The organism is Trichlorobacter lovleyi, from assembly GCF_015239775.1.
In the GTDB taxonomy this organism is placed as follows: Bacteria; Desulfobacterota; Desulfuromonadia; order Geobacterales; family Pseudopelobacteraceae; genus Trichlorobacter; species Trichlorobacter lovleyi_B.
The window spans coordinates 356,193-369,121 of sequence record NZ_CP058409.1 but is presented as its reverse complement, the minus strand read 5'-3'; the positions used below and the strand labels follow the sequence as shown (position 1 = coordinate 369,121).

The following is a 12,929-nucleotide window of genomic DNA, read 5'->3' as shown; positions in this document are numbered from 1 at the left end:
GGTTCAGTATCCCTTTCTAAAACAGTGACAGCTTGACATACCGGCCCGGGTTCTTCTTGATGTCCACCATCAGGGCATCCATGTTGTCCACGGCGCGGTTCAGTTTCTCATACAGTTCTTTTTCATTGATCAGCTTCCCTGCCGTGCCTTCACCGGCCTTGATCCTGGCCGCGGTACTTTCCAGATCCTTCATGGAGTTATCAGCCCGGGTGATCAGCGACAGCCCCTTATCGTACAGTTCCCTGTCGCTCAGCAGCATCCCCAGCGTGGTGTCCTTTGAGGTCAACCTGCGGTTCAGCTCCCGCACATCATCAGCGGCCTGGTTGCTCTTCTCTGCCAGACTGACCAGCTTGGTATAGAGAGTCTTGTCATGGACCAGGCGGTTCAAGCTGCCATCCGCAGTCTGGATATCCTGCAGGGTCTTGTCAGCCCGGCTCAGGATCTGCATCAGCTTGTCGTACGGCTCCCCGCTGCGGGCCAGCTTGCCCAGGGTGCCCTGGCCCCGGTTGATGTTGCCGGCCAGGATATTCAGCTCACTGGAGAGCTGTACCGCATTGATATACAACTTGGTATCGGTCGCCAGCAGCCCCAGCGTTCCTTTGCCGGATTGCACGTTATCCACGATACTGTTCAGTTTTTCAAAGGTGGCGCCGGCCTTCTGGGCCACATCATCCAGGGTATGCACGGCCTTTCCGTTAAACCGGCTGGCCGGGTGGTCATAATAGCTGGCGGACGGCAGGATATCGACGTACTTTTCCCCCATCAGGCCACGGGTCTTGATGGTGATGACCGAATCCGGCCCGATCTTCTTGTGGGCCTTGGAGTCAACCTCGGCAACAATCAGCACTTCATTGGTGTCACGGGGATTCTCAAAGCGGATCTGTTGCACCACCCCCACATCAACCCCTGCCAGCCAGACCGGTGCCCCCTCCTTCAACCCCATCACGTTCTTCATGGTGATGCGGATGGTGCTGGTGGGGATAAACAGCTTGGTCTTCTGCCCCATCAGCAGGATCGCCCCTGCCGCCAGCAGCAGCGTAATCAGGATGAATACCCCGGCCCGTACCTGGGCCCAGCCGATCTGATTGCTTCGTTCCATAGACGTACCCTTCCTTACACAGCAGCCGGCTATTCAAGATCCTTTGGCCGCACCGTCCAGACCTTGATTCCCTGTTCTTTTGCCACCGCCCTCAGCCGTTTCAAAAAACGCTCATCGTCCTTGTCCCGCACAATCACCAGCACAGCCGGTTTACGTCCGGTACTCTGCCCATAATACAGTGCCTGACCGATCGATTCGGCCCACTTCGGGGCATACTCCACCTCAAGCGCATACTCTTTGGTCAGGCAGTCAACCCGCGTGTTATCCGGCAACCGATGCTCCAGCTCGCCGCCATGTTTTTCACACCACCAGCGCTGATAGTCCTTTTCATGCAGCGGCGCATGGGCGCAACCGGCGATCAGCAACACAAAAATCAGCAATGGAGTAAACTTCATAGCAACATCACCCTCATGCCGATGCCAATTCAGGGATGCTGTCCAGGCGGCGAGGAGTTTGGCGACGCAGGCCTACACGCAGTACGTTGAAGAGCCAAAGGCGGGCCAGCGACGATAGCGCCTTGAATTGGAATTGACTTTACACGAACAGCGACTTTGCCGTCGGTTGTAAAAACTCCTGTGCATTGGGCAGCGGACAGCTCCGCAACTCTGCTTCGGTCCCCTCAAAGGCCAGCCGTGATTCATGGATCAGGGAGAAGCGCTGCGAGGTGGCAAAGGCCGTGGGCAGATCATGGGTCACCATCAGGGTGGTCTTGCCCGCCTCCTGCAACCGGTTCATCAGGGAGACAATATTGTAGACCCCGATCGGATCAAGACCGGTGGTGGGCTCATCAAAAAAGATGTACTCAGGGTCGGCTGCCAGGGCCCGGGCAATGGCCACCCGTTTCTTCATGCCGCCGGACAGCTCTGCCGGGTAGAGGTCAAGGGCCGGCTCCACCCCCACAAAGCGCAGTTTCTCCCGTACGATCTCTTCAGTCTCGGCCTGGGACAAACGCCCCTCTTCAAACAGCCGGTAGCCGACATTCTCCCCCACGGTCATGGAGTCAAACAGTGCCCCCCCCTGAAACACAATCGCAATCTTCTTGCGCTGCTCACGGTACGCGGACTCCGGCCTGTTGGTTATCTCCATGCCGTTAATGCTTATTCTGCCCGATTGCGGATGGATCAACCCCAGGATCAATTTCAGGATGGTGGTCTTGCCTGAGCCGCTCACCCCCAGGATGGTGCGGTTCACCCCCCGTTCCAGCTCCATGTCGAAGTCGCTCAGGATGACCCGGCCGCCAACCGAGTAGCAGACTTTTTCCATCCGTATGCACTGTTCTTCCATCGCCCGGTTCACCTGAACACCACAAAGATCTTGGCAATAAAAAAGTCACACATCAGCACCAGCACCGATGAGAGCACCACCGCCCGTTTGGCTGCCGCCCCGACCCCTTCGGCGCCGCCACCGGTGTTCAGGCCGGTCTGACATGAGATCATGGTGATCAGGAAGGCGAAGACCAGCGGCTTGGTGACCCCTTCCAGATAATCCAGCGGCACCATGAACTGGGTAAAGGTGGAGAGATACATGACCGGGCTGATGCTGTACCCTGAGGCGATCAGGTAGCCCCCCAGCATGGAGACCGCATCGGTGATGATCGTCAGCAGCGGCAGGGCCAGCAGCATCGCCTTCAGGCGAGGCGTCACCAGACGCTGGATGATGTCGGTGCCTTCAACCCGCATGGCATCCACCTGCTCGGTCACCACCATGGTGCCCAGCTCGGCGGTGATGGCGGAACCGACCCGGCCGGCCACCATCAGGGCGGCCAGCACCGGTCCCAGCTCCTTGATCATGGTGACCGCCACCATGCCGCCCACATAGCTGGTGGCGGCAAACGGCTTAAGCTGGATCAGGGCCTGCAGGGCCATGACCATGCCGGTAAACAGGCCGGTCAGCACACAGATAAACAGCGAGGAAAACCCCAGTTTGTCAAACTGGATCGCAAAGTCGCGGTAGTAATACGGCTTGTGAAAGATGCGGACAAAGGCCTGCCATGCCAGGAAAAAGAATGCCTGGAACCGGGCAAAAAAGCCCAGCATCTGCTGGTCAATGGCAGACAGCCTGATCATGGTTACAGCACCGCAGCCACGGCCTGAGCCGCCTCATCAATGAATTGGAACTCCAGCTCCTGACGGACATTCTCCGGGATATCCTCCAGGTCGTCCCGATTGCGGGTGGGGGCCAGCACGATCTTGACCCCGGCCCGGTGGGCAGCCAGCGCCTTTTCCTTCAGGCCGCCAATCGCCAGTACCCGGCCGGTCAGGGTGATCTCACCGGTCATGGCCACGGTGCGGCGGGCCGGTTTGCCGGTCAAGAGGGAGACCAGGGCCGTGACCATGGTGACACCGGCAGAGGGACCGTCTTTGGGAATAGCGCCGGAGGGGACATGGATATGGATGGTACGGTTTTCAAAAACGCCATCAGGTATGCCAAACTCCGCGGCATGGGCCTGGATGTAGGAAAGGGCCGCCCGGGCCGACTCCTTCATCACATCCCCCAACGACCCGGTCAGGATCAGTTCCGCCTTGCCCGGCATGCTGGTGGCCTCGATGAAGAGGATGTCGCCACCGGTCTCGGTCCAGGCCAGCCCGGTCACCACCCCTACCCGGTCAGATTCCGCCGCCACCTCGTCATGAAATTTGCGTGGTCCCAGCAGTTCTGCCACCACCTCCGGGGTAATCTGCTCGCGCAACGGCTTACCCTGGGTGACCTCCTTGGCCAGTTTGCGCAGCACCTGGGCAATGGTGCGCTGCAGGTTACGGACCCCGGCTTCACGGGTGTATTCACGGATCAGTTTGATCAGCCCTTCCTGCGTAAAGCCGGGCGGGGTCTTGGCCAGGCCGTTCTCCTCGATCTCGCGGGGGATGATAAAACGGTTGGCAATATGTTGTTTTTCCTCACTGGAGTAGCCTGCCAGCCGGATGATCTCCATCCGGTCTTTCAAAGGGCCGGGGATCGGGTCCATCTGGTTGGCCGTGGTGATGAACATCACCTTGGAGAGATCGAACGGCACATCCAGGTAGTGGTCCTGAAAGGAAAAATTCTGTTCCGGGTCCAGTACCTCCAGCAGGGCTGAGGAGGGATCGCCGCGGAAGTCGTGGGAGAGTTTGTCGATCTCGTCCAGCATCAGCACCGGGTTGTTGGAACCGCAGCGGTAGATCTCCTTGATGATCCGACCCGGCAGGGCACCGATGTAGGTGCGGCGGTGGCCGCGAATCTCGGCCTCGTCCCGCACGCCGCCCAGTGAGACCCGCACAAACTTGCGCCCCAGTGAGCGGGCAATCGAGCGTCCCAGCGAGGTCTTGCCCACCCCCGGCGGCCCCACAAAACACAAGACCGGCCCCTTCATGGTATCCTTCAAAGAGCGCACTGCCAGAAACTCCAGGATCCGCTCCTTGACCTTTTTCAGGTTATAGTGGTCCTCATCCAGCACCGCCTCGGCCTTGGTGATATCCAGCGAATCTTCGGTGGAGATGGACCAGGGCATCCCGGCCAGATAATCCAGGTAGGTGCGGCTGACGTTGTACTCCGGCGAGGCCTGATTGATCTTTTCCAGCCGCTTCAGTTCCTTGAGGGCGATCTTACGCACCTCTTCCGGCATCTCCGCCTCGTCAATCCGCTTGCGCAGATCAGTCACATCGGCATTGCGGGGATCTTCCTCTCCCAGTTCCTCCTGAATCTGCTTCATCTGTTCCCGCAGCAGGTAATCCTTCTGGTTCTTACCGACCCGCTTGTTCAGCTCGGTCTTCATCTCACCATGCACCTGCAGCTTCTGCACCTCGTTGGTCAGGTGGACATAGACCTTCTTGAGCCGTTCCAGCGGATCAACCGTCTCAAGCAGCTCCTGCAGATCAGACTGGGGCAGGTTGACATACAGGGCCACCAGGTCGGACAGGCGGGCCGGGTTGTCGATGTAGTCAATCATCTTCATCACATCATCCGGCAACGGCTTGCCGTAGGAGAGCGAGATCTTCAGGAGACCGATCAACGATTGCACCAGGGCCTCGGATACCAGCCCCTTTTCAGCGAACTCCCGCACCACTGCCGCCTGCACCAGCGGATAGGGGGCCACCCGCTCCAGCTCGATCAGCCTGATCCGGTTGATCCCCTCCAGGGTCACCTTGAAGCGACCGCCGGAGACCTTTTTGATCTGGGTTACCCGGCAGACCGTACCGATCTCATGCAGGGTTGCCAGAATATCGCTGCCCTGCGGCTCTTTACGGGGAAACGACACCGCGACAAAGCCGTCATACTGGTCTTGGGCAGCACGGAACGGGGCCAGTTCAGGTTCATCCAGGTAGAGCGGAAACACCATGTAGGGGAAGGCCACCATATCCTTCAGCGGATAGAGCGGCAGGATAGCAGGTATGGTCAGTTCATTATGGGGCATAAGATGCATCGTCTCCTGTACTTAGTGAAGAAGCTTACTGGCCCTGGCCTTTTTCAGATCAGACTTCAGGACAGTATAGGCGGCCTTGTCCGCAGGGACCGGAATCGAAAAGTCACCGGAGACCTCCCAGACATCCAGATAGGCCCAAGGGGCAAAGGCCGACAGGGTATACCCCTTTTCCAGTTCTATCCTTTCAAGGGCCTGGATATCCTTGATTTTCAGACTGTGTTTTGACGCAACAACCGTATGGCTGCCTTTAAATGCCTCGGCTCCGGGATCAGTATACTCCCAGGTCACCTGCTGCACCTGACTGCCGGTCAGCAGGTCGGCATGACAGGAGTCGCAGTTGCGGGCCTTGCCCAGCTTGTGGGACATTTTGTCAATCTGAATCCAGGTCAGGGCCTTGTTGTTCTCCGGCAGGCCACCATGGAGACCGGTGTAGGCCCAGGCATCATCGCTGCGCTCTCCAGCCGGCAGACCGGCGGGATAACGCCAGTACAGTCCCGGCTTGAAGGGGGACGCCTTCTGATTCATCGCTGCCATCGGAAACGGTTTGACCGGTATCCAGCGTCCCTTCTGGTCCCTGATCAGGATCGGTTGCGGCATGATGCCGTAGTAGGCCTTGAACTTGAAAAACGGGGTGACAACGCCGCCGATCTTGCCCGGCCCCCAGTAGGTTCCCTGATACCCGGCCACCTGCTGGATATGGCAGGCCTCGCAGGTCAGTTTTCTGTGGAGCGACGCGGCATGCTTCGTCACCGCCTGCTGGTGGCAGCGGACACAGGAGCCTTCAGCCTGCCGTACCACGCTGGCGTGCCCCAGCTTCTTGTTGGTCCTGGTGCTTTCATGGCAATCCAGGCAGCCCACCTTGGCCTTCAGGTGCAGATCCGGCTGGTTGCCCTCAGGGAATGAAAAAGATGCGCCAAAGTAGCCGGCCCCGCGGCGGCGGTCTTCAGGACCCGCATGGCAGATGGAGGCCCGGCCATTGCCGTAGCAGCTGAGTGATGGAGGGGTCTTTGCAAAGCTATGGGCCCCGACGCTCTGGTTTTTCGCGTCCTTTGGCTGTGGGTTGAAGTGACAGTCAAGGCAGCCGACATGGCAGGTATTACAAGCCTTCTGATTTACCTTGTGCGCCTCCTGTGACATGGGAACGGCGGTGTTTGCCTGCATGCCGTCAAAATTGCCTTCAAACCAGGGCCCGCAGTTGTGAGGACCACGCTTTGGATCAGTCCACCCTTTGTACTGGCTCTGCTTGGCATTTGTTGCCATGGTGCTATGGCTGAACTCCTCAAACTCTCCCGGATGGCAGCTGCCACAGGTCTTCCGCATGGTTTCAAAATTCTGAGTCAGCATATCGGCCGTCTTGTCATGCCACTGAATGGCTGCCACCGAGGCATCACCGACCTTTTTACCATCACGTTCCGTTACAATCTGCAGCCGGTTTGATTGGTCGGCACCATATTCCAATGGAAATTTACGGGGCGTGGTGATATCGGCGGTCAGCCCCTTTTTCCGGACCAGCTGCAAGCGGGCCAGCCCTTTGTGGGCCTCCTCCTTGCTGCCGGCTTCAGGGTTGCCGAGATGGCACTGATTACAGTCGGCCGGCATACGGGTTTGGGCCTGGACTTCCTGTTGTGTTACGGCAAAGTGGGGAAAACCAAGCTCTTTCATTTTTTGCCGGTTTTCATGACAGACAAGGCAGCTGTTACCCGTAGCGGCAGCGGCTGCAGGCAACGCAGATGACATCAGCAGGAGGGAAAGGCTAAGCAGTCTGTAAAGCATGGCAACGCCTCCTTGTAGCGCAAAAACCGGGGGTTTATGGTAGCACAGCCCCGTCTTCACTGCAATCCGTCAGGTCACTCGTCCTTCCCTGACCCGAACCTGCACCGTCTCGACCCGGCGGAGACCGCCCCCCAGTTCGCGGTATAGCAGGGCCAGAAAACGGACCGTTACCAGGCGGTGCAGGGTCGCCTGGGTCAGCCGGTACAGCCAGCGCCGGACAACAGAAGGGCGCTGTGAACCGAGCAGCAGCGGGCAGTAATCCGACAGCCGCAGGGTCACCCTGACCGGACCGTCAGGTAACGGCTCACAGCGAAAGGCCAGTTCGCCCCGCTCACACTGATCCCGCTGCACCAGCAGGCCACCGCAGATCCGCAGGGCCAGCCAGTCACCTTCCGGCTCAGGCTTGAGAAAGCAGAGCAGGGAAAGCCGACCAAACAGTCCGAAGCTGATCCCGACAGCCGTTACCTTTGGCCGGATCAGCCCCCAGGTCATCCGTCTGATGGCGTCCAGATAGCGTTCAAGCAGACAGGACGGCGTCAGCTCACCAGCCAGTTCAGACGGCAGGTCGGTCCACTGGATTGAGAAGACCGAACTATCCTCTTGCAGTACCTGTTGACAGGCGATCTGGAGCGGAGTTTTGGCTGGCATGGCAAACAGTGTGCCACACAAACTGTCCACTTGCCAGCATCAGAATTTGTGGCAGAATAGCGCTACTATGATCAGACAGGAACAGACCACCATACTGGTCACCGGCGCAAACGGCTTTATCGGCAGGCGCCTGGTGCAAGAGCTGCTGCAGCGGGGTTACCGGGTGCGTTGCATGGTACGCCGCCCTTCAGATCTGCCGGCCGAGGTCGAGCAGGTTCAGGCTGATCTGCTGGAGCCTGCCAGCCTGCCGGTTGCCCTGAACGGGATTGATACGGTCTACTATCTGGTGCATTCAATGGGACAGGGCAGAGGCGATTTTGCGGAGCAGGACCGTCAGGCGGCCCGCAACTTTGTTGCCAGCGCAGATCTGGCCGGCGTCAAACGGGTCATCTATCTGGGCGGGCTGGGTGAGACCGGCGACAACCTCTCCCACCACCTGGCCAGTCGTCTTGAGGTGGCTCACATCCTGCAAAGCGGCAGTTTCAGCACCACCTTCCTGCGGGCTGCCGTGATCATCGGCTATGGCGGCGCATCCTATGAGATGGTGCACAGCCTGGTGAAACGGCTGCCGGTCATGATTACCCCCCGCTGGGTCAGCACCCGCAACCAGCCGATCGCCGTGGCTGATGTGATTGCCTATCTGGCCGGTTGCCTGGAAGAACCCAAAACCGCCGGCGGTACCTTTGATATCGGCGGTCCCGAGATCATGACCTACAAGGAGATGATGGAGCGGTTTGCGGTGCTGGAAGGCAAACGGCTCTGGATCATTCCGGTGCCGGTGTTGACGCCAAAGCTCTCTTCCTACTGGGTGGGGCTGGTCACACCGGTCAAGCCGGCCATTGCCATTGCCCTGATTGAAGGACTGAAGAATGAAGTAATCTGCCGGGACACCCGGATCCGGGAACTGCTGCCGATCCGGCTGACCCCCTACGACGACGCCATACGAACGGCCCTGGCCGAACAACATGCAGGAGGTTCTTTATGAAAAAGATCGGAGTGATACTTTCAGGTTGCGGTTTCCGTGACGGCAGTGAGATCCATGAGGCGGTCTGTGCTCTTTTGGCCATTGACCAGGCCGGTGCCGAGGCGGTCTGCATGGCCCCGGACATAGAGCTGAATGAGATGAACCACTGCAGCATGGAGCTGACCGGAGCCAAGCGCAGGGTGCTGGTGGAATCAGCCCGGATTGCCCGCGGCAAGATCAGGAACATCAGCGAGGTACAGGCGGCTGAGCTGGATGCCCTGGTCCTCCCCGGCGGCTTTGGTGCGGCCCTGAACCTGTGCGACTTTGGCCTGAAAGGGGCTGCGGCCTCGGTCAACCCGGAAGTGGCCCGCCTGACACGGGAGATCCATGCTGCCGGGAAACCGATCGGCGCCATCTGCATTGCACCGGCCTTGATCGCCGCCATCCTGGGTAAAGAGGCAGCCCCAACCCTGACCATCGGCACTGATCCTGCCACTGCTGCAGAGCTGGAAAAAACCGGGGCAAAACATCAGGACTGCCCGGCGAACGGTTTTGTGGTGGATCAGGCCAACAGGATCGTGACCACCCCTGCCTACATGCTGGCAGGACGGATTTCCGAGGTGTATGAAGGGATCGGGAAGTGCGTCAAGGCCGTGGTTGAGATGGCCTGATGCCGGAGACTGAAAACGCCGGTTGCAGGGTAGCTGCAACCGGCGTCCGGTACGAGAGCAAAACAGGAGGTTATTTCGAGTAGAGCACCGCAACAATCCGGGCCTTCTGGTCCCCCACCGACACCAGTCCGTGGGGTTCGCTGGAGTCGTAGTAAACGCTGTCGCCGCTTTTCACCCGGTGGACTTCGTTGCCGTAATGCAGGTCAATCTCCCCCTCCAGCACATAGAGGAACTCCTCCTCCCCTTCATGCCGGAAAAAGAGTTTGTCATCCCAGGTTGAGTTTTTCACCTCCACCAGAAACGGTTCCATATGCTTCTGGCGCATGCCATGGGCCAGGGAGTGGTAGGTGTAAGGCCGGTTTTCGGCATTGACCGCCTGACGCTGCAGGTCAGGCCGCAGATCATCCCCCCGGGTCAGCACCAGTCTCTGGCGGTTGCCCTCATCTTCGAAGAAAAAATGGATATCAACCTTAAGGCCGCGGGAAATCTTCAGCAACGTAGCCAGGGGAGGCACCACCTGCTCATTTTCTATCTGGGACAGCAGCGGTTTGGAAAGGCCGGTCAATTCCGACAATTCCTGCAGGGTCAAACGCCGTTGCTGACGTTGCCCCCGGATCTTTTCGCCAATCCGGAACTCCTTGATTTGTGCCTTAATATCCGTCACGGTATGCCTCCTGGCTGCTGCCGTCGCCCCAGCGGGCGAAGCAGTTGACAGCCTGCCGCCTTTGGGCTAGCCTAACCCCGTTCTATGGGGCAATGATGCTCCTGTATACAATCCATTTAACAAGGTTGTCAATATGATGCGCACACCGATCCGACTGCTGTTGCTTATTTCCGCCGCCGTCATCCTTGGCTCCTGTTCTTCCTCAAAGGACGAGCCGCTCTTTTTCAAATCAAAACGTCCGGCTGCCGAAGCTGAACCGCCGGTCAAGGATGTGCCGGCCGATATCCTCTCCACCCAGCGCGCCTTCAGCCAGGTCTCAAAAAAAGTGACCCCGATTGTGGTCAACATCTCAACCATCAGCCGCAAAAAGCTGGTACGCCCGTTCCCGGACCTGCCGCCCCTGTTTGAGGAGTTTTTTGGCGGCGGCCCGCAGACCCGGCGTGACAAGAGTCTGGGGTCCGGCTTCATCATCAGCCGGGACGGCTTTATTGTCACCAACGAGCATGTGGTCCGGGATGCCGAGAGTATCCGGGTCAAGCTCTCCAACGACAAGGTCTATGAGGCCAGGGTCGTGGGCGGTGACCCCAAGACCGACATTGCCGTGATCAAGATTGATGCCGGTGACCTGCCGGTGGCGGTGCTGGGAGATTCGGACCGGCTTGAGGTGGGCCAATGGGCCATTGCCATCGGCAATCCGTTTGGCCTGGAACGCTCCATGACGGTAGGGATCATCTCTGCCACTGGCCGTTCCAATGTGGGGATCGAGAGCATCGAGAATTTCATCCAGACCGATGCCTCCATCAACCCCGGCAACTCAGGCGGACCACTGCTGAATATCCACGGCGAGGTGGTGGGAATCAACACCGCCATCGTGGCGGCCGGGCAGGGGATCGGTTTTGCCATCCCCACCAACATGGCCCGCCCGATCATTAGCCAGCTGGTTGAAAAGGGCAAGGTAACCCGGGCCTGGCTGGGGGTCAGCATCAAACCGGTCACTGAAGAAGAGGCCCGTTCCCTAGGGCTCAGCAAGCCTGCCGGCGTCGTAATTGCCGCTGTGCAGGGTGATGGCCCGGCTGCCAAAGGGGGCCTACAGGCAGGTGATCTGGTAGTCGCATTTGGCTCTAGCGAGGTACGGGACCCCTCCCATCTGCAGCAGCTGGTGGCGGTGACCCGGATCGGTGCTGCAGTGCCGGTGGTGGTTCTGCGCGGGGGGCGTAAAATAACGGTCACGGTCAAGCCCGGTAATGCCGATAGTGCTCCCTCGGCACGGCGTATTGAGCAGGAAGACAGCGCACGCTAAGTCAATTGATTTACTTTGCGGTAAATCTGAGCTAGAGTGTTGCGAATGCTTGGATGACTTCCCCCCGAAAGGAAGAACCATGAATATCATCACCACCAAGGAACAGGCGGCACGTCTGGCACGGGCCATTATCTCCGATGTGGCGATCTACAATCAGGAGAAGGTGGAAAGCGGCATCAAAAATGACAACATCTTTGATGTGCTGTCTGAAGAGATCGAAGAAGGACGCCAGCATTTCTATTCCCGGGTTGCCCCGGAACTTGACCCGGAACGGATGTTCGATCTGACCCTGGTGGATATTCTGATCAAGCGGGCCGGCAAGATTGAATCAGCTATCTGGTAGCAGTTCAGCAAGACCGGATTGCATATAAATCAGAGTGAGGCGTGTCCTGGTGGCGCGCCTCTTCTGTTTGGAGTCTCTGTGGAAACAACCCATTACTGCATTGAGGTACCGGCTGAGGCGGCCGGACAACGGCTGGACGCCTTCCTGGCTACGCGATTGACCGATCTGAGCCGCGCCACGGTACAGCGCCTGATTGACGATGGTCAGGTGGTGCTGACGGAGGGAAAACCACGCTCATCAATGAAACTGGTGGGGGGCGAACAGATTACTGTGGAGATACCGCCGCCGGCACCGGCAGTGCCGCTGGCAGAACAGATCCCCCTGGATATCCTGTATGAAGACCACGACCTGATTGTGATCAACAAGCCGGCCGGCATGACCGTCCATCCCGGCGCCGGGGTGGATTCCGGCACCCTGGTGAATGCCCTCTTGGGCCATTGCACTGACCTGTCCGGTATTGGTGGTGAGATCAGGCCCGGCATTGTGCACCGCCTGGACAAAGGCACCTCCGGTGTGCTGGTGGTTGCCAAGAATGATATCGCCCACCGGGGGCTGGCGGAGCAGTTTGCCGCGCACAGCATTAAGCGGCTCTACTGGGCCCTGATCTATGGCTCACCCAATGACGATACCGGCAAGGTCAGCAACAGCATCGGCCGTCACCCCACTGACCGCTTGCGGATGTCAGGCAAGGCAAAGCACGGCAAAGAGGCAACCACCAACTGGCGGGTGCTGGAACGATTCGGAGCAGCCAGCCTGGTGCAGCTGCGGCTGGAGACCGGGCGTACCCATCAGATCAGGGTCCACCTGAGCGAGGCCAACATGCCGCTTTTGGGTGATCCGCTCTACCCGGATGGCGGCCGTTTCAACAACCTCAAAGACACCCGTCTGAAGGGGATGATCTCCCACCTGGGGAGGCAGGCCCTGCATGCCCGGGTGCTGGGATTCATTCATCCGGTCACCGGCCAGTACCAGGAGTTCAGCAGTGAACCGCCGGAGGACTTCAGCGGGATTCTGGCCTATCTGCGGGAGACCGCCGCTGCGGGCGCTACTTTTTCTTGACGCTGCAGATAC

At 59.0% G+C, this 12,929-nt stretch carries 13 protein-coding genes; 5 read left to right on the top strand and 8 right to left on the bottom strand.

Annotated elements, in window-relative coordinates:
* Positions 1-16: 16 nt before the first annotated feature.
* The 7 genes from FY034_RS01790 to FY034_RS01760 all read right to left on the bottom strand — a co-directional run bounded on the left by FY034_RS01790 (position 17) and on the right by FY034_RS01760 (position 7,916).
* Positions 17-1,099, bottom strand: coding sequence for an MlaD family protein (locus tag FY034_RS01790; protein WP_265553302.1), 1,083 nt, complete (start codon positions 1,097-1,099; stop codon positions 17-19).
* Positions 1,100-1,128: 29 nt separating this feature from the next.
* The gene (locus tag FY034_RS01785; protein WP_265553300.1) at positions 1,129-1,494 is read right to left on the bottom strand and encodes a hypothetical protein; all 366 of its coding nucleotides are present in this window, start codon (positions 1,492-1,494) and stop codon (positions 1,129-1,131) included.
* A 139-nt stretch (positions 1,495-1,633) separates the two neighbouring features.
* Positions 1,634-2,383 (bottom strand): ABC transporter ATP-binding protein, encoded by a 750-nt coding sequence (locus tag FY034_RS01780; RefSeq protein WP_265553298.1) that lies wholly within the window; start codon positions 2,381-2,383, stop codon positions 1,634-1,636.
* An 8-nt stretch (positions 2,384-2,391) separates the two neighbouring features.
* A complete protein-coding gene (locus FY034_RS01775; protein WP_265553295.1) occupies positions 2,392-3,165 on the bottom strand; it encodes an MlaE family ABC transporter permease in 774 nt (257 codons plus the stop codon).
* 2 nt (positions 3,166-3,167) lie between these two features.
* Positions 3,168-5,486: an endopeptidase La gene (gene lon / locus FY034_RS01770; protein ID WP_265553294.1), complete on the bottom strand. Its 2,319-nt coding sequence runs from the start codon at positions 5,484-5,486 to the stop codon at positions 3,168-3,170.
* A gap of 21 nt (positions 5,487-5,507) precedes the next feature.
* Positions 5,508-7,268: a cytochrome c3 family protein gene (locus FY034_RS01765; protein ID WP_265553293.1), complete on the bottom strand. Its 1,761-nt coding sequence runs from the start codon at positions 7,266-7,268 to the stop codon at positions 5,508-5,510.
* Positions 7,269-7,337: 69 nt separating this feature from the next.
* On the bottom strand, positions 7,338-7,916 hold the full coding sequence (locus FY034_RS01760) for a hypothetical protein (RefSeq protein ID WP_265553291.1): 579 nt from the start codon (positions 7,914-7,916) through the stop codon (positions 7,338-7,340).
* Between the two features lie 67 nt (positions 7,917-7,983).
* Between FY034_RS01760 and FY034_RS01755 the strand changes: the two genes are divergently transcribed.
* Both FY034_RS01755 and elbB read left to right on the top strand, forming a co-directional pair.
* A complete protein-coding gene (locus FY034_RS01755; protein WP_265553289.1) occupies positions 7,984-8,901 on the top strand; it encodes an NAD(P)H-binding protein in 918 nt (305 codons plus the stop codon).
* Positions 8,898-9,551, top strand: a complete 654-nt coding sequence (elbB, locus tag FY034_RS01750) for an isoprenoid biosynthesis glyoxalase ElbB (protein ID WP_265553287.1) — start codon at positions 8,898-8,900, stop codon at positions 9,549-9,551. Before FY034_RS01755 ends, elbB begins: the two co-directional genes overlap by 4 nt.
* Positions 9,552-9,621: 70 nt before the next feature.
* Here the strand turns inward: elbB and FY034_RS01745 are convergent, their stop codons facing one another.
* On the bottom strand, positions 9,622-10,215 hold the full coding sequence (locus FY034_RS01745) for a helix-turn-helix domain-containing protein (protein WP_265553285.1): 594 nt from the start codon (positions 10,213-10,215) through the stop codon (positions 9,622-9,624).
* 133 nt (positions 10,216-10,348) lie between these two features.
* On the opposite strand from FY034_RS01745, the gene FY034_RS01740 reads away from it, so the two are divergent.
* From FY034_RS01740 to FY034_RS01730, 3 genes are all read left to right on the top strand, one after another.
* Positions 10,349-11,515 (top strand): trypsin-like peptidase domain-containing protein, encoded by a 1,167-nt coding sequence (locus FY034_RS01740; protein ID WP_265553283.1) that lies wholly within the window; start codon positions 10,349-10,351, stop codon positions 11,513-11,515.
* Positions 11,516-11,594: 79 nt separating this feature from the next.
* The gene (locus tag FY034_RS01735) at positions 11,595-11,858 is read left to right on the top strand and encodes a hypothetical protein (RefSeq protein ID WP_012468567.1); all 264 of its coding nucleotides are present in this window, start codon (positions 11,595-11,597) and stop codon (positions 11,856-11,858) included.
* Between the two features lie 78 nt (positions 11,859-11,936).
* Positions 11,937-12,917, top strand: coding sequence for an RluA family pseudouridine synthase (locus FY034_RS01730; protein ID WP_265553281.1), 981 nt, complete (start codon positions 11,937-11,939; stop codon positions 12,915-12,917).
* The last annotated feature ends 12 nt before the right edge of the window (positions 12,918-12,929 follow it).

Bases quoted from the DNA above. Each gene is read 5' to 3' on its own strand.
- FY034_RS01790 (WP_265553302.1), bottom strand. From the start codon at position 1,099: ATGGAACGAAGCAATCAGATCGGCTGGGCCCAGGTACGGGCCGGGGTA.
- FY034_RS01785 (WP_265553300.1), bottom strand. From the start codon at position 1,494: ATGAAGTTTACTCCATTGCTGATTTTTGTGTTGCTGATCGCCGGTTGC.
- FY034_RS01780 (WP_265553298.1), bottom strand. From the start codon at position 2,383: ATGGAAGAACAGTGCATACGGATGGAAAAAGTCTGCTACTCGGTTGGC.
- FY034_RS01775 (WP_265553295.1), bottom strand. From the start codon at position 3,165: ATGATCAGGCTGTCTGCCATTGACCAGCAGATGCTGGGCTTTTTTGCC.
- lon (WP_265553294.1), bottom strand. From the start codon at position 5,486: ATGCCCCATAATGAACTGACCATACCTGCTATCCTGCCGCTCTATCCG.
- FY034_RS01765 (WP_265553293.1), bottom strand. From the start codon at position 7,268: ATGCTTTACAGACTGCTTAGCCTTTCCCTCCTGCTGATGTCATCTGCG.
- FY034_RS01760 (WP_265553291.1), bottom strand. From the start codon at position 7,916: ATGCCAGCCAAAACTCCGCTCCAGATCGCCTGTCAACAGGTACTGCAA.
- FY034_RS01755 (WP_265553289.1), top strand. From the start codon at position 7,984: ATGATCAGACAGGAACAGACCACCATACTGGTCACCGGCGCAAACGGC.
- elbB (WP_265553287.1), top strand. From the start codon at position 8,898: ATGAAAAAGATCGGAGTGATACTTTCAGGTTGCGGTTTCCGTGACGGC.
- FY034_RS01740 (WP_265553283.1), top strand. From the start codon at position 10,349: ATGATGCGCACACCGATCCGACTGCTGTTGCTTATTTCCGCCGCCGTC.
- FY034_RS01735 (WP_012468567.1), top strand. From the start codon at position 11,595: ATGAATATCATCACCACCAAGGAACAGGCGGCACGTCTGGCACGGGCC.